The following is a 16,029-nucleotide window of genomic DNA, read 5'->3' as shown; positions in this document are numbered from 1 at the left end:
TTATAATATTAAGATATAACTTCACATTCTCATTGAAATTATATGTAAAATATATTTAGTATTATTTGCAAAATTATAATAAATATATATAATAATGCACAGTTAATTAAACTAATAATATTTATCAAAAAATATCATTTCAAGCAAATGAGTTTTTTTTCGATATTTGTAAAAGCATAATATTATATTTTACAACTATACTTGCAATAAAATTCATATATTGTTAAAATACTTTCAAGCAATTAGTATTGAAAGAGTATTATTATATGAGACTTGACTATATAAGACCATTTACCGATGCGTCGAATGAAATATTGCAAAATTATATTAAAGATGGAATAAAAATCGGAGATATAACTTTAAAAGGTGATTTTGTAAATGCTTCCGGTATTATAGCTATAGTAGCATTGTCAAAAGATATAGTAGGTCATTTTATAATAGATATGGAAATAGAAACGGCCAAAAAAATGGTTGCTATAATGAATGACAGAGAAATAAAAGATATTGATAAGCTATCATTATCTACTATACAGGAACTTGTCAATTTAATAGCTGGGCTTTCTGTAACCAAATTAGAAACAGACGGATATGATGTAGATATATCTCCGCCTGTCATTATGAAAAGCAAAAATTTAGAAGTTTCGATAAGCGATTCGGAATTTCTGCATATAAAATTAGATACCTCTATTGGCGATTTTAATATATTAGTTGCCGTAGAATCAGAAAAGGAGTAAAGAAATATGTCTGACATTAATACAAAAGAAGCTGATGGTATAAATGAATTTGGTAAACCATTCAAAGTTTTAATCGTAGATGACTCTGCATTTGTCGTTAAACAATTACAGCAAATCTTTGTATCTGAACAATACAATGTAGTGGGTACCGCAGAAAATGGAGAAGAAGGCGTACTTATGTATAAAGAATACAAGCCAGACTTAGTAACTATGGATATTACAATGCCTAAAATGGACGGTATTACTGCATTGACTAAAATAATAGAATACGATAAAAATGCTAAAGTTGTTATGGTTAGTGCTTTAGGTAAAGAAGATATGGTAAAAAAAGCACTTTTAGCAGGTGCTAAAAACTATATAACTAAACCTTTGGACAGAAAAAAAGTTCTTGAGCGTATAAAAATGGTTCTTGCAAAAAAACAATAATAATTTATTACCTATTTACTTGGAATAACTTGTTTTGAATGAGATAAAATTAACCGAAACACAATTCAATCTGTTTAAAGATTTTGTATATAGAGAAAGCGGTATATGTTTTAATGTTATTAATAAAATCATTTTAGAATCAAGAATAGCTTCTTCTATGAAAGAAAAAAATTTGGAAGTAGTAGAAGACTATTATAAACTTATTTCATCTGATAAAGAGGAATTAAAAAAATTTTTAGATAACATTACTACAAATCTTACTAAATTTTTTAGGAATGAGCCGAATTTTAAACTGCTGAAAAATTATGTTCTGCCTAAAATAATAAAATATAAAAAAATAGGCGAACAAATAAGAATTTGGAGTGCAGGCTGCTCTACAGGAGAAGAACCATACTCCATAGCAATAACTTGTTTGGAAACTCCGGGTATAAGAGCAGAGGATATAAAAATATTTGCAAGTGATCTTTCACTTAATTCTTTGGTAGCCGCTAAAGAAGGAAGATATGATGAACATAAGGTTGAAAATGTTCCAAAAGAGTATTTAAATAAATATTTTGATAAACTATCCTCAGGAGAATACTCTATCAAAAATGATATAAAAAAATTAATAACTTTTGATTATCATAATTTGAGGCATAGAGGAAGCCAAGCAAATATGGATGTTATTTTTTGCAGGAATGTTCTTATATATTTTGATAATGAATCTGTTAAACTTACAGTTAATAGATTTTATGATATACTAAATGAACATGGTTTTTTATTTATAGGACATAGTGAATCATTATTTGGGTTAGATACAAAATTTAAATTTAACAATATAGATAATTCCATAGTATATACTAAAAATTAGGAGTTTTATTAATGTTTTCAAGAAGAAATGATAATACAGAATCTAATTCTATTATAGGCGAAGGTTCATACTTCAAAGGAGAATTTACATTAAACGGAACTTTGAGAGTTGACGGATGCTATGAAGGAGAAAAATTAGAAGTTGATAATGTTTTTGTAGGAGCTACAGGAAAAGTAAAGTCAAATATAAAAACTGTTTCAGCTGTTATAGAGGGAATAATTATTGGAAATATAGAGGCAAAAAACAGAGTAATGCTTATGCCTACAAGCAGAGTGCTTGGAGAAATAAGAACTCCTGAACTTATAATACAAAATGGAGTTATATTAGAAGGATTATGTATAGTATCTCAGGATCCGCTTACTAATCCTAAAGAAACCATTTTAGAATTATATAATAATGGTAACATAGCTGATAATCAAAATTAATTTATGGATTACATTAAATAATAATGCCTTACCTATATAATGTTGAAAAAAAGATTAGCATACATATTGTGGCAGCAACCTTAATTACTGCTGCAGCTGTAATAGCAGTTGCTTATTTATTTACTTCAAACTATATAGAAAAAAAAAGATTGAAATCTATATATGACTATATGGAATCAGAAGATTATAATAATGCTTCATTTTTGTTTAATGATCTCTACAGTAAAAAACCTTTAAATAAAAATATACTTATAACAGGAATAGATTTATATTATGATATTCTTATAAGATCTGATAAAAAAGAAATTATTGTAAGTGCAAGTGAAAATATAATACGATATGCTAATCAATTATTATTATCTTTCAAATTCATAAAAAACAAGAATATCATACATCAAAGATTGGCATACAGTTATCAAAGATTAGGATATGCTTATTATATTGATTCATACAATTCATATATAGAAGCAATAAATGAAGGAGATAATAGAGTATCAACCGCTATAGAATTATCTAAAATTTGTTATGAGATAGGTTTATTTAAAGATGCTGTAAAATATTTAGAAGATGCTATTGACAGAGAGCTAAAAGAAAATAGTGATAAATTTATAAATATGGAATTATATTATGAACTTGCCAATGCTTATGAGGGGGATAAAGATTATACAAAAGCTATACAAATATTATCGTCTATGGACGGCAAATTCAATAATAATACTATGCTTGAATCCAGCGCATATTTTAAATTAGGGAATTTATATTACAGACAAGGATTATATAAAGAAAGCGAATTTTTTTATAAAAAGGCATTAGAGATAGATGAAAAAAATCCTGATTTATATTATAGTATAGGAACATTATATTTAGAAACTAAGAGAAGAAATGAAGCTGTAAAAATGTTTAGGGAAGCTCTAAAAATAGATAATTCGTATAAGCCCGCTAGGGATACTTTAAGGAGATTGTAATAAATGTTTAACTGGTTATATAATATGTTCTCAAGTGATATGGGAATAGATTTAGGTACTGCCAACACTTTAGTATATGTAAAGGGTGAAGGTATTGTTTTGGCTGAGCCTTCAGTTGTGGCTATAGAAAAAAGTACAGGAAATGTAATAGCGGTTGGAAATGAAGCTAAGCAAATGTTAGGAAAAGTGCCTAATTCCATAGCGGCAATAAGACCTATGAGAGACGGAGTTATTGCTGACTTTGAAACTGTTGAAAAGATGATAAGATACTTTATTAATAAAGTGCATAATAAAAGGACTTTGGTAAAACCGAGAATAGCCATTGGTATACCTACAGGAATTACTGAAGTAGAAAGAAGAGCTGTTAGAGAAAGCTGCGAACAGGCAGGAGCTAGAACTATATTCTTAATAGAACAGGCAAGAGCTGCTGCTATAGGAGCGGATATGCCTATAAATGAGCCTCATGGAAATATGATTATAGAGATAGGCGGAGGTACTACTGAAGTTGCTGTACTTTCACTTGGAAGTATGGTAAGAAGTGCTTCTATAAGGGTCGGAGGCGATGAACTTGATGATGCTATTATCAAATACATGCAAAGAACTCATAACCTATATATAGGTGAAAAAACTGCTGAAGAAATTAAAATTAATATAGGGCATGCTTATAAAGGAGATATATCAAAAACTATGGATATAAGAGGAAGAGATTCTGTATCAGGACTTCCTAAAACTCTCACTATAAACAGTGCCGAAATTAAAGATGCTATAGCCGATATATTAATAGAAATTTTAGAAGCTGTAAAATCTGTACTTAATCAGACACCGCCTGAGATTTCTGCTGATATCGTAGAGAGAGGTATTGTTATGAGCGGAGGTACTTCCCTACTCCCAGGATTCACTGATTTAATATCTATGGAAACAGGGGTGCCTGTAATTCTTGCTGAAAGTCCTCTTACATGCGTTGCTATAGGATGCGGAAAGTTTATAGAAGAAACTAAAAATTTAAAGAATTATAGACGATACTCTTAATCGGAAAAATTATAAAACTTTAATTAATATAGCCGATATTCATAGACGTGAAACTTTTTATAAAACATAAACTACTTACACTTTATATTCTGCTCAATCTTGTAGCAGGAATGTTTATGGTCTTAAATAGGAGCAATTTTGTATTTAATCTGCAGTCTATTTATGCACTTGGAGTATACCCTATTCAAAGTGCCACTAAAAGCGTATCAAGAGCTTTTGTATATCTTTATACCAGCATAACAGATATATTCACTCTTCAAAGTCAAGTGCAGATATTAAGAGATAGAATAGCCGAATTAAGCGGTGCTGCTTTGGAATATGAACAGTTAAGTGCTGAAAATGACAGACTTAGAGCATTATTAAATGAAGCTCCTACTGATGAATACCCATTGGAATATGCTGAAATAGTTTCTAAAGACCCTCAGAATTTCTACACTACTATTGTTATAAATAAAGGCAGTGCACATGGAATAGTTGTAGGAATGCCTGTTATATCATATCAAAACGGATATAAAGGATTGGTTGGAAAGGTTGTTGAGGTAAGAAGATATAACAGCAGAATATTATCTTTGGTTGATCAAAGATCTCAAATATCTGTAATGCTTGAAAGCTCAAGAACTACAGGAATAATGGTAGGACAAAGTCCTAAATCTACTCAGACACATTTGCAGTACATAGATTTGCAAATGGATGTTGAAGAGGGTGAAAGAGTTGTTACAAGCGGTATGGGAGGAGTATTTCCTAAAGGTATATTAGTAGGCACTATATTCAAAGTTGAAAAGAAAAATTACGGACTTTTCCATGATCTATATGTTGAACCTACTGTTAATTTCTCTACTTTAGAAAATGTTTATGTTATAAAAAAAGTTCCAAACCAAGAAATAATTATGCTTGCTAATGAAGAAGATAATGCAGAAAACGGAGATGCTCAATGAAAAGAATAGTAACAGTAATCATTACAACTCTGATTTTGCTTCTTATACAGTCATCTCCGGCTTATGATTTAATAAGAGTGGCATTAGGTGCCAAACCTGATTTACTTTTAATTTTTTTAGTATTCATAGCATTTAGATATGGTTCATTTGATGGTATAATATATGGTTTTATAATAGGGCTTTTGCAGGATATTGTTTCAAGCGGTACTTTCGGATCTTATGCTATAATATTTCTCAATATTGGTTTCTTCGTAGGCTTCTTCAATACAAGAATATTCATAAAACAAATTGCTGCAGGAATATTTGTAACTTTAATTGGATATTTAATAAAAATTATAGCATTATTTTTGGTAACTTCTATATATTCGGATCTTTCAAATGTTGCTGTATTAATAAGATCTGAATTACTTGTAGGTCTTCCTCTTACAGTAATATTATCTTCACCTGCATTTATCTTATTTGAAAAAGTAGCTCCTATAATATACGATAAACAAGGTATACATGTTGATGACAGCACTAAGGAATATACAGAATAATATATGGCAAACTCTGAAATTGAAATAAAAGCATATATAAAAGATTTCGACTCCGTTTTAAATTTTTTAAGAAATAATGCTAAATTCAAAAAAAAGTATTTTAAAAAAGACATTTACTATGCAAAAGAAAATGATATAAAAGAAAAAAATATAAAAACCAGCGATTGTATAAGACTTAGAATAGAACATGGGGGATATACTTTCTGTACAAAAGAAAGAAACTTAATTGAAGGTGTAGAAGTTAATGAAGAAATAGAAATTAAAGTCAGCAGGAAAAAAGCAAGATTTATTATTAACTTCTTATCAAAACTTCAGAAATATAAAGAGTATGTAAAAAAAGAAAAAAAAGGTTATGCCTTTATATATAAAAATGCTTTAGTAGAAATTTCAAAAATAAAAAATTTAGACAACTTTATAGAAATAGAGTTTTTAAACTCAAATGAAACAATAGAAAATCAAATAATTCAATTAAAATCCATATTAAATGAAATAGGTATAGATAAAAACTGTATAGAAACAGAACCATATATAAATCTGCTTGCTGAAAAAAATTAATTTTATAATTTGTAATTTATTGAAAAAATGAAGTTTTCATATATAATATTTGCTTATTTATAAAAAATTGGAAATCATTATGAAAAAACTATTATATATTATCATATTCATTTTATTTACTTTGCCTATTTATTCTCAAAATACGGAAAATGAAAATTCTTTAGAAAACAAAATGAATGAATACAGAGAAAATACAAAAATAAAATGGAGATATAATCCATTTAGAAACTTTGAAACAGACAGATATTTATATGGCTGGCTTGATCCTAATGTTTATAACAGTAAATTTTGGTTCGGGGATATTTTAAATATAAAAGAGATGTATAATAAAGGTAATTATGATTTTGATTCTGTATTGATATTTCATCAGCCTACATTGGCCACAGAAGCATCTCCAATAGCATTTGAATATAATAATGATCATAGATTCAGAATAGGCGTAGGTTATTTGACTCAATTTTTCTTATCAGCTTACCCTAAAGGATATGACAGATATTATGGAATAAGTTTGATGTATGGTACTCATATGCAAGTAGAAGCGTATTTTGATTATATTTATAAAAATAAATTAAGATTCAGATTCACGCCTCTAAGACATACTTGTTCTCATATAAGCGGAGATATATTAGGAGACAGCGAATTATACAATAAAGATGAAGAAGAATTTAGAGATGTTGGTTTTGAACAGATGCATTTTTCTTTGCACTATAATTGGGGTTGGTTTACTTTTTACGGCGGAACTGCATTCGCTATAACAGGATTCAAAAAATCAAACTTTGTCAATTTGTTTAATATGTATTTCGGAACAGATTTTAGATTTCCTATATGGGGAGAAATAAGTTTGATAACAGGGATATATTTAGCTGGAAATTATGATGAGATTAACACAATAAATAGAAAAAAAAGAGGTGAAGGATATCCTGTTATTGACAGCTATCAAAAACTATATCCTCATATAGCTGTAGGAGTTGGTTTTGAAATTTATAGAATAGTTTTTGCATTTAAATATGAATATTTGAGATCAAGACAATTATATGCTTACAAAAAAATGGAAAATAAAATCGGAATGGAAGTAAGTATATTTTTATAATAATTAATTATTAGTAAGATTTTTTATATTGTAATATTTGATAAAAAAAGTAAAATAATATTATGAAAAGAATTCTCACACTATTGTTATTTTTTATAATTATTTCAAAAATATCATACTCTTATGAATTAAGATTATATTTTTCAAGAAGCTATATATATGATGATATGCTTTATGTTGATGTAAGGACTCATTATGAAAATGAAATCTATCAGAATATCAAAAAATATATAGATAATGGAATAATATTGTTTATCAACTATAGGATTGATTTAATAAAAAAGAATTTGTTTGTTAATGATAATGTAAGAGAAATATATATATACAGAAAATTATATTATGACTTTTTCACTAAAGAATATGTGGTTTTAAACTCCGAAACTATGAGGGAAACTAGAAATTCTGATTTAGAAATATTAATTAAAAATATTTATCAGATAAATAGAATAGAAGTAATTAATGTAAATAAACTAAATAAAAACAATAAATACATATTCAAAACTAGATTATCCATGCAGTTTCAAAATGCATACCCTTATTTATCAGCATTTTTTAATATAATAACGCCTATACAATATAGAATAAAATGGTTAAAATCTGATGAATTCAGTATTAAAGAATTATATTATAATAACATGTAACTATTATTTATAATGAAAAATCCGATTTATATTATAATTAATAAAAATTATTATATAGAAAATAATAGAAATTTTTTTAATATTACAGGTGATTATATGCGTTTTTATATTAGTATTTTAATTATCTCATTACTATTTAATGTGCCAGCCTTCAATCAGGAAAATAGCAGACTTGAAATAATAAAATGGGCTAATTTTTATATGAATAAAAAATATAAATACAATCAAAGCGATACTATTACTAATCCTTTTACAAAGGAAAAGAAAAAAGTTAATTTTGACTGTTCCGGATTTGTGGCGGCTGTATATTGGACTGCTATTGAAAATCCATCTATTAAACTTCAAGGCTCAACAGAAAATATATATTTTATTTTATCTAAAAAAAATAAAATATATAAAGATGTTATGCCTAATAAAGGAGATATAATATTTTTTGATGGAACTACAAATCCAAATAAAAAGCTGACACATTCAGGAATTATTATAAATGTAGATGAAGATGAAACTATAACATACATTCATTCATCTACAAGTAAAGGTCCTATTTTAGGCTATATGAATTTAAAATATCCTAATTTATCAAGAAAAGACGGAAAACAAATAAATAGCTATCTTAGAAGAGGAGATGCTCCTTATTCACTAGCTTCTCATTGTTTTAACAGTTATGGCACTGTATTAGAAAAACCAAATTAATATAAATAATAATATTGTAAATTGCCTTGACTTTTTATTAATATTTTATAAAATAACTTACTATATATAAGAGTGTATTATGCGTTTTTATATTATTATACTATCATTATTTATGATGTTGTTTAATTCAGTATCATTTACTCAAACTTACGGATATGATAAAGAATATCAAAAACAGTTGGAAGAAAAAGGAGTTGAAATAAATGATACTCAAAAGCAAAAAGTTAGAAATGATATAAATAAATGGGCTAACTTTTATTTGAATAAACATTACAAATATAATGAAAAAGCTACATTGACACACCCTACTTCCAAAGAGAAAAAAACATTTCGCTTTGACTGTTCAGGTTATGTAGCAGCGGTTTATTGGACTTCTAACATAGCAGTATTTGAAAAGCAGGCTATTTTAGATTCCGGCGGAGTAAAAACTATATATACTACTTTGTCAAAATACAAAAAAATTTATAAAGATGTTTTGCCGAATGTAGGAGATATAATAATGTTTGACAAAACTACATCTGATGATAAAAAACTTACGCATGCAGGTATAGTAATAGAAGTTGATAAAGAAGATGAAACTGTAACATATATTCATGCTTCTACTAGTAAAGGACTTATAGTTGGATATATGAATTTAAAATACCCTGATTTGGCTAAAAAAGATGGGAAAACAATAAACAGCTATCTTAAGAGAGGCGGAGGAGTTTCTTCTTTAGCATCTCATTGCTTTAATAGCTATGGTACTATCTTGGATATACCTGAATAATAAAATTTGTAAATATTTGATATTTTATTAATATTTATTTATATATAAAAAGTTAAAATAAGTTTGGAGAATACATGAGTAGTAAAAGAAATAATAGAAGACAATCTATGCCTCAATCCGGAGGCGGCGGAAATCAAATTATAATCATACTTCTTCTTACAATGGTAGTTGTAATGGCTATAATGTACTTTCAAAAAACACCGCAGGTAAAAGCTCAGGAATGGGATTATTCTACAGTTGTACAAAAAGTTAAAGAAGGTGTCGTTAAAGAAGTTACTATAGTTGATCAAAACATAAGAAATGGTAAAGCTATAGAAACTGTTAATGGAAAAATAACAGAGATAAACTTTTATTCATTTATACCATTTACAGCAAGCGGTTTTGTTAACTTACTTATAGATAACAATGTAAAAGTAAGAGGAGAGGCAGAAAAACCTAGTTATTTAAGTCTTATACTTGTAAACTTACTGCCTATACTTTTAATAGGATTTTTGCTTTGGTTTTTTATGTTTAGGCAGGTTCAGGGCTCTAATAATAGGGCTATGAGCTTTGGCAAAAGCAGAGCAAGACTTCTTACTAAAGAAGATGTAAAAGTAACTTTTAAAGATGTTGAAGGCTGTAAAGAAGCTAAAGAAGAATTGCAGGAAGTTGTACAATTCTTAAAAGATGCAAGCAAATTCACAAAATTAGGTGCTAAAATACCTAAGGGAGTACTTTTAGTAGGTCCTCCGGGTACAGGTAAAACTTTACTTGCTAAGGCTGTTGCAGGTGAGGCTAATGTTCCATTCTTTAGTATGTCTGGTTCTGAGTTTGTTGAGATGTTTGTAGGTGTTGGAGCTTCAAGAGTAAGAGATTTGTTTGAACAGGGAAAAAGATCTGCTCCTTGTATTATATTTATAGATGAGCTTGATGCTGTTGGAAGAACTAGAGGTGCAGGATACGGCGGCGGTCATGACGAAAGAGAGCAGACTTTAAACCAAATGCTTGTTGAAATGGACGGTTTTAATACTGATACTAGAATAATAATATTTGCTGCTACTAACAGACCTGATGTACTTGACCCTGCTTTGCTTCGTCCGGGAAGATTTGACAGACAAGTTGTAGTTGATTTGCCTGATGTAAAAGGAAGAGAAGGAATATTTAAAGTGCATGTTGCCAAAATACAGCATGATCCTTCTATAGACTTGTATCATTTAGCTAGAGCTACACCGGGTTTTTCCGGAGCTGATATCGCTAATATGGTTAATGAGGCTGCTTTAATTGCTGCTAGAAATGATAAATCAAGAGTAGAACTTTCTGACTTTGAAGAGGCAAGAGATAAAGTTATGATGGGGCCTGAAAGAAGAAGTATTTTGATAAGTGAAAAAGAAAAATTAAATACAGCCTATCATGAGGCAGGACACACTTTAATGGCAGTGCTTCTTCAAAATACTGATGCTTTGCATAAAGTTACTATAGTTCCTAGAGGAAGAAGTTTAGGTGCTACTTGGACATTGCCTCCAGACGGAAGATATACTCTTCAAAGAAAAAAAGCTATTGATGAAATGTCTTTGCTTTTAGGCGGACGCGTTGCTGAAGAGTTCAAATTCGGAGAAGATTCTGTTACTACTGGTGCTTCTAATGATATAGAAAGAGTTACTGAACTTGCTAGAAGAATGGTATGCGAATGGGGTATGAGCAGACTTGGTCCTATATCATTCGGACAAAAAGAACAGCCTATATTTTTGGGTAAAGAAATAGCAAGACATAAAGACTACAGCGAAGAGACTGCTCAGAAAATAGATGAAGAAGTTCATAAGTTTGTAATGAAAGCTTATGAAAGAACTAAAAAATTAATAGCTGAAAATGCTGATAAGTTTGAGGCTTTATCAAGAGAATTATTTGAAAAAGAATCTCTCGATATAGAAGATATAGAGAGAATATGCGAAGTAAAATTGGATAAAGTTAAAGACAAATTAGTTTATGCTGGTAAAGATCCTAAAAGGGGAACTGATGAGCTTGAAGATCCTTCTGCTTATCAGGAGGGAGAAGTAAAAAGCGTTAAAGAAGAAGTATTTAATTCTCCTCTTAAAGTGAAAGCAGAAAATAAAGAAGAAGTAAAATCAATAAAAAAATCTAGTGTGAAAAAAGTACCTTCTTCTAAAAAGAAAAAAACAACAGAAGAATAAAAACAAATATTTCTCAATATAAAAGCCATAGTAATTTTTATACTATGGCTTTTTTAATTGCTTAAAAACTATTAATGATTACAAATAAAAGAATTAATTTTTTTTATTAATCTATTCTGCCCGCCCGCCCACCCCCAAATCTATTCTTTTAATAAACAAAATTAAAAAACTAGAAGTACAGATTTAGTCAGCACTTCTAGTTTGTTTTTAATAAAATGTTTTAATTAATTTTTTAATTTTTTATTATATCATTATAAGATTGAAAACCGTAAGAAGCCTCAGCACTCTTTACAGCATTGTTAATAGCCCTACCCATAACTAAAGCAGCAATAGTTCCAACTGAATCCAGACTAGCATTAATATCACCCACACTCATAGCATAAATACTGTCTCCGTCTACTGTAGTGTGCACTGGTCTTATAGCTCTAGCAAAGCCGTTATGTGCCATAGAGGCTATTTTTCCCATTTGTGACTTTGTGAACTTGGCATTGGTAATTACTGCTCCTATTGTTGTATTTGTAACAATATTGTTATTAGAAGTAAAAGATAGATTATTATTCTGAGTTATTTTTATAAACTCTTCTTCAGAACTCCTAAATCCGTCTTTGTTTTCATTAAGAAGCCCCGCAATCATTTTTCCATTATCATAATCATAAATATCGCCAAAAGCATTAACAGATACTATTGCTCCCACTTTCACATCATCAATTTGAACAGCATAAAAACCAAGTCCAGACTTCATAGCATAATCAGCACCTAGTATTTTACCTACACTAGCACCTGTACCTGCCCCGTAATTACCCATTTTAGGATTATTATTTTGAGCATTAACACAAGCCTCATAAGCCATATTAATATCAGGACGAACTTTGTAATCACCAACACGCAAATCAAATATACAAGACTGACAAACCAAAGGTACCTTTGTAACTCCAACATCAAAACCAATATTTCTCTCTTCCAAATACTTCATAACACCTCCGGAAGCATCTAGTCCGAAAGCACTTCCTCCGCTTAAAAGTACAGCATGTATAACTTCAGCAGAAGCAAAAGGTTTTGTCAGTTCGCTTTCTCTTGAAGCAGGTCCTCCTCCCCTAACATCTAATCCTGTAACTGCCCCTCTTTCGCATATTATAACTGTGCATCCTGTTGCTGCATCTTTATTTTGGGCATTGCCTATTTTAATATTTTCTATATCTGTTATTTTTATCTCTCTCATAATTTTATCCTATTTTATTTGTTATTATATTTATAAAACAAAATAAAAAGAAATGCAAATTTAAAATAAAATAATTTGTATAATTAGGTATTATACATTATAATAACTTAATCTTCTCAATTATGAGAAATTTTAAAAAACTCAATACTTTTTTCTAAAAAATTTGCTTTTTCGACTAAACTTTTTGATATCTCACTTGAGTTTTCAGCCAAAGCAGCATTTTGTGTAGTGGCAGTTTCCATATTATTAACTTCAGTGCTTATCTGATTAGTTCCAGACTGCTGTTCTAAGGTATTTGAAGTGATATCTTCCATCAGCTTAGAAGTTTCTAATACTTTGCTTTGAAGTTTTGAGAATATATCCTGTGATTGCTTAGCAGTTTGTGTTGCTATATCTATTTTACTTGAGGTACTATCAACCAATGCTGTAATATCCTTTACAGAAGCCTGAGTAGTTTGAGCTAAATTTCTCACTTCAGAAGCAACAACGGCAAATCCCTTACCATGATCTCCAGCACGTGCTGCCTCTACGGAAGCATTGAGTGCTAGTATATTAGTTTGAAATGCAATATCTTCAATAATCTTTGTAATATCTTTTATTTTCTCACTTGACTGATGAACATCTTCTATATTTGAAGCAGTTTGTGATATAATGTTCGCAGCATCTTCAATAAATGTAATAGACTCAGACATCATATCCTTACCATGTATGGAGTTATCAGCTGAAATTTTTATATTAGAAACCATTTCTTCTATGCTTGCAGCTGTTTCTTCCAAGCTAGATGACTGCGAATCAGTTCTAATAGATAATTCATTACTGCTTTCCATCATACTCTGAGCTGCTGTCATTATTTCTATTGAAGCATTACTAACATTAGAAACCACTTCTGCTAATCTGCTGCTCATAATATCAAATACTCTCTCCAATTCTCCAAACTCATCTTTTCCATAATTGTTTTTGGTGTTAACAGTAATGTTACCTTCAGATATACTAGTTGCATAATTCATTAAATTTTTAAGCGGATGAGTAACTTTTTTAATATAAAGAAAAGAAAATATATTTATAAAAATAATAGATAAAATACCTATAATAATAGAGATTATTATGGAATCATTATTAGCCTTATAAATAATTCTATCATCCATAGCCATAATCAAATACCAATGCAAATTTTCAATTCTGCTGTAAACTGCTGTTCTATGATCATCACTTACAGAAGATATGTAATTCATAACTCCTGAAGACATTCCGCCTTTTATTATTGAAATATATGCCTCATTAGCTTCTGTATTAATTTCATTTTTAGTGTCTAATACAACAGTATTATTATCATCAATAGCAAATATTCTAGTTCTTTCCGGCAATTTTAATTCCTGAAGTTTAGAAGCTAAATCCTCCCAGTCTAAAATCATATACACATTTCCTATATACTCGCCATTATATTTAACTCCTGAAATAGCCGCCAAAGACCATTTATTATGAGCACTAGACCTCTTTATTCCATCATCAAAAGATGCTTCATTATTATTATTATTTAATATATTTAAAATATTGGGTCTTACCGTTGTTATATTTTCACCTATTTTTACACCGGTAACATTATCTAAAATTATACCGTTAGTATCTGTAATACCTATATCAAGCACATATTCATTAATAGTTTCAAACTCTGTAAGTGTGCTTCTTATATCGATATCTCTATTCATTAAATAACTTCTCACTATTGGAGAAACGGCATAAGTCTTTATTAAATTTCTATTATCATCAAGCCAAACATCAAGCATGTCTTTATAACCATTTACTGTATTATCAAATCCTGATAATGTTGTATCTTTAACTATTAAATGCGATCTGTATGATAATATTGCTACTATTAAAACTAGAAATAATGTACTTAAAATACTTATAGCTATAGGCATTTTTACTCTAATGGAATGAATTTTTTTCATAATATTTTCCTTAATATGATATTTTATCTTTATAAAAAATAATAATAGAATTTTTACAAAAAAGCAGTAAAAACAATATTCTAATAGAAGTAAATATTTTTGATTATTTTAGATAAACATTATAAATTATAATCATATAAAGTCAAATAAAAATATATTTTTTTTACTTTTATAGCATATAAAGTAAATTTTTTTAATAATTTTTTATAAAGACTAAAAATAATGATTTATATACTTTATATTTCATTATACAAAAATTATTATTTAATTAAAATAGGAATATATTAATTATATCCATCACTTCTTCCTAATGATATACCTAAAACTAATCCAATAGAAAGAGAAGAAAAATTATATTGCTTATATATATTGCTGCCTAAATTGCTATTAACAACATCAGTCTTGTACTGCATACCAAAATTGTACATCATATATCCTCCTAAAGTAACTGCCAAATTAGGAGCTAAATAGAAAAATCCTTCTACTGTAAATTTTATATAAGGCATTATAGGAGCTTTAAATAGGTTTCTCATATCATTAACATTCCAATTATCCAAATTAGGTGCTGCCATAACTCCTCCGTATTTACTAGAAGCAATAACAGCATATAAAGGAGCTATTATTCCTGTACCAAATCCTATAGACATTTTACTGAAATTTAATTTAACAGTTGCCCCAACCAGCATAGAATAAAATCCAAGTACCTCTGTATATTTTCTATTATTTTCTTTATAATCAGACATCAAAGCATTAATACTAAAACCAATATCTCCAAATAAACTCACACCTTTAATAATGCTTGTATAATCATCTTCAAATAATTTAAAATAATTTCCTATTTGTAAAAACAAAGTTCCTTCAAAACCTAAAGTACCATCAACACTGTCATAAATAGTGTTCTTATAATTATCATTTACTTTTATAGAATTAAAAGGAAAAGCAATTCCATAATGACCATTAAAATTTATCTCTAAACTAGCAAATGCACTGTATGTAATAGTGATAATTAAAATGTTTACAAATAAAAAATATTTTAATAGTTTCATAA

17 protein-coding genes are annotated in these 16,029 nt (G+C 28.6%); 14 read left to right on the top strand and 3 right to left on the bottom strand.

Annotated elements, in window-relative coordinates; genetic code table 11:
* Positions 1-266 precede the first annotated feature (266 nt).
* The 14 genes from BFL38_RS13135 (at position 267) to ftsH (ending at position 11,813) form a co-directional block, all read left to right on the top strand.
* Complete coding sequence (locus BFL38_RS13135) at positions 267-734, top strand: chemotaxis protein CheX (RefSeq protein WP_069727443.1); 468 nt, start codon at positions 267-269, stop codon at positions 732-734.
* A gap of 6 nt (positions 735-740) precedes the next feature.
* Positions 741-1,160, top strand: a complete 420-nt coding sequence (locus tag BFL38_RS13130; RefSeq protein ID WP_008722546.1) for a response regulator — start codon at positions 741-743, stop codon at positions 1,158-1,160.
* Between the two features lie 34 nt (positions 1,161-1,194).
* Positions 1,195-2,010 carry a CheR family methyltransferase gene (locus BFL38_RS13125; protein WP_069727442.1) on the top strand — a complete coding sequence of 272 codons (816 nt, stop codon included), beginning with the start codon at positions 1,195-1,197 and terminating at the stop codon, positions 2,008-2,010.
* 11 nt (positions 2,011-2,021) lie between these two features.
* Positions 2,022-2,435, top strand: coding sequence for a bactofilin family protein (locus BFL38_RS13120; RefSeq protein WP_069727441.1), 414 nt, complete (start codon positions 2,022-2,024; stop codon positions 2,433-2,435).
* Positions 2,436-2,503: 68 nt separating this feature from the next.
* The gene (locus BFL38_RS13115) at positions 2,504-3,400 is read left to right on the top strand and encodes a tetratricopeptide repeat protein (protein WP_256097270.1); all 897 of its coding nucleotides are present in this window, start codon (positions 2,504-2,506) and stop codon (positions 3,398-3,400) included.
* Positions 3,401-3,403: 3 nt separating this feature from the next.
* Complete coding sequence (locus BFL38_RS13110) at positions 3,404-4,429, top strand: rod shape-determining protein (RefSeq protein WP_008726738.1); 1,026 nt, start codon at positions 3,404-3,406, stop codon at positions 4,427-4,429.
* 59 nt (positions 4,430-4,488) lie between these two features.
* Entirely contained in the window at positions 4,489-5,364 is an 876-nt protein-coding gene (mreC, locus tag BFL38_RS13105; RefSeq protein ID WP_083249430.1) for a rod shape-determining protein MreC, read from the top strand.
* Positions 5,361-5,900, top strand: a complete 540-nt coding sequence (mreD, locus tag BFL38_RS13100; RefSeq protein ID WP_069727438.1) for a rod shape-determining protein MreD — start codon at positions 5,361-5,363, stop codon at positions 5,898-5,900. Before mreC ends, mreD begins: the two co-directional genes overlap by 4 nt.
* 3 nt (positions 5,901-5,903) lie before the next feature.
* Positions 5,904-6,455 carry a class IV adenylate cyclase gene (gene cyaB, locus BFL38_RS13095; RefSeq protein WP_069727437.1) on the top strand — a complete coding sequence of 184 codons (552 nt, stop codon included), beginning with the start codon at positions 5,904-5,906 and terminating at the stop codon, positions 6,453-6,455.
* A gap of 79 nt (positions 6,456-6,534) precedes the next feature.
* Entirely contained in the window at positions 6,535-7,545 is a 1,011-nt protein-coding gene (locus BFL38_RS13090) for a hypothetical protein (RefSeq protein WP_069727436.1), read from the top strand.
* A 62-nt stretch (positions 7,546-7,607) separates the two neighbouring features.
* Positions 7,608-8,186: a DUF4390 domain-containing protein gene (locus BFL38_RS13085; RefSeq protein ID WP_069727435.1), complete on the top strand. Its 579-nt coding sequence runs from the start codon at positions 7,608-7,610 to the stop codon at positions 8,184-8,186.
* 96 nt (positions 8,187-8,282) lie between these two features.
* The gene (locus tag BFL38_RS13080) at positions 8,283-8,879 is read left to right on the top strand and encodes an NlpC/P60 family protein (protein WP_069727488.1); all 597 of its coding nucleotides are present in this window, start codon (positions 8,283-8,285) and stop codon (positions 8,877-8,879) included.
* A gap of 79 nt (positions 8,880-8,958) precedes the next feature.
* Positions 8,959-9,645, top strand: coding sequence for an NlpC/P60 family protein (locus tag BFL38_RS13075; protein ID WP_069727434.1), 687 nt, complete (start codon positions 8,959-8,961; stop codon positions 9,643-9,645).
* 74 nt (positions 9,646-9,719) lie between these two features.
* A complete protein-coding gene (gene ftsH, locus BFL38_RS13070) occupies positions 9,720-11,813 on the top strand; it encodes an ATP-dependent zinc metalloprotease FtsH (RefSeq protein ID WP_069727433.1) in 2,094 nt (697 codons plus the stop codon).
* 232 nt (positions 11,814-12,045) lie between these two features.
* Here the strand turns inward: ftsH and BFL38_RS13065 are convergent, their stop codons facing one another.
* The 3 genes from BFL38_RS13065 to BFL38_RS13055 all read right to left on the bottom strand — a co-directional run bounded on the left by BFL38_RS13065 (position 12,046) and on the right by BFL38_RS13055 (position 16,027).
* Entirely contained in the window at positions 12,046-13,032 is a 987-nt protein-coding gene (locus tag BFL38_RS13065) for a P1 family peptidase (protein WP_069727432.1), read from the bottom strand.
* A gap of 116 nt (positions 13,033-13,148) precedes the next feature.
* Entirely contained in the window at positions 13,149-14,981 is a 1,833-nt protein-coding gene (locus BFL38_RS13060) for a methyl-accepting chemotaxis protein (RefSeq protein ID WP_069727431.1), read from the bottom strand.
* A gap of 284 nt (positions 14,982-15,265) precedes the next feature.
* Positions 15,266-16,027, bottom strand: coding sequence for a hypothetical protein (locus BFL38_RS13055; RefSeq protein ID WP_069727430.1), 762 nt, complete (start codon positions 16,025-16,027; stop codon positions 15,266-15,268).
* Between the last annotated feature and the right edge of the window lie 2 nt (positions 16,028-16,029).

Origin of the sequence: Brachyspira hampsonii (genome assembly GCF_001746205.1) — a bacterium.
Lineage (GTDB): Bacteria > Spirochaetota > Brachyspiria > Brachyspirales > Brachyspiraceae > Brachyspira > Brachyspira hampsonii_B.
The sequence above is the reverse complement of the archived record's forward strand: the minus strand, read 5'-3'. Positions and strand labels throughout refer to the sequence as shown.

Bases quoted from the DNA above. Each gene is read 5' to 3' on its own strand.
- BFL38_RS13120 (WP_069727441.1), top strand. From the start codon at position 2,022: ATGTTTTCAAGAAGAAATGATAATACAGAATCTAATTCTATTATAGGC.
- BFL38_RS13055 (WP_069727430.1), bottom strand. From the start codon at position 16,027: ATGAAACTATTAAAATATTTTTTATTTGTAAACATTTTAATTATCACT.
- BFL38_RS13135 (WP_069727443.1), top strand. From the start codon at position 267: ATGAGACTTGACTATATAAGACCATTTACCGATGCGTCGAATGAAATA.
- mreD (WP_069727438.1), top strand. From the start codon at position 5,361: ATGAAAAGAATAGTAACAGTAATCATTACAACTCTGATTTTGCTTCTT.
- BFL38_RS13085 (WP_069727435.1), top strand. From the start codon at position 7,608: ATGAAAAGAATTCTCACACTATTGTTATTTTTTATAATTATTTCAAAA.
- BFL38_RS13075 (WP_069727434.1), top strand. From the start codon at position 8,959: ATGCGTTTTTATATTATTATACTATCATTATTTATGATGTTGTTTAAT.
- BFL38_RS13060 (WP_069727431.1), bottom strand. From the start codon at position 14,981: ATGAAAAAAATTCATTCCATTAGAGTAAAAATGCCTATAGCTATAAGT.
- BFL38_RS13080 (WP_069727488.1), top strand. From the start codon at position 8,283: ATGCGTTTTTATATTAGTATTTTAATTATCTCATTACTATTTAATGTG.
- BFL38_RS13110 (WP_008726738.1), top strand. From the start codon at position 3,404: ATGTTTAACTGGTTATATAATATGTTCTCAAGTGATATGGGAATAGAT.
- BFL38_RS13130 (WP_008722546.1), top strand. From the start codon at position 741: ATGTCTGACATTAATACAAAAGAAGCTGATGGTATAAATGAATTTGGT.
- BFL38_RS13090 (WP_069727436.1), top strand. From the start codon at position 6,535: ATGAAAAAACTATTATATATTATCATATTCATTTTATTTACTTTGCCT.
- cyaB (WP_069727437.1), top strand. From the start codon at position 5,904: ATGGCAAACTCTGAAATTGAAATAAAAGCATATATAAAAGATTTCGAC.
- ftsH (WP_069727433.1), top strand. From the start codon at position 9,720: ATGAGTAGTAAAAGAAATAATAGAAGACAATCTATGCCTCAATCCGGA.
- BFL38_RS13065 (WP_069727432.1), bottom strand. From the start codon at position 13,032: ATGAGAGAGATAAAAATAACAGATATAGAAAATATTAAAATAGGCAAT.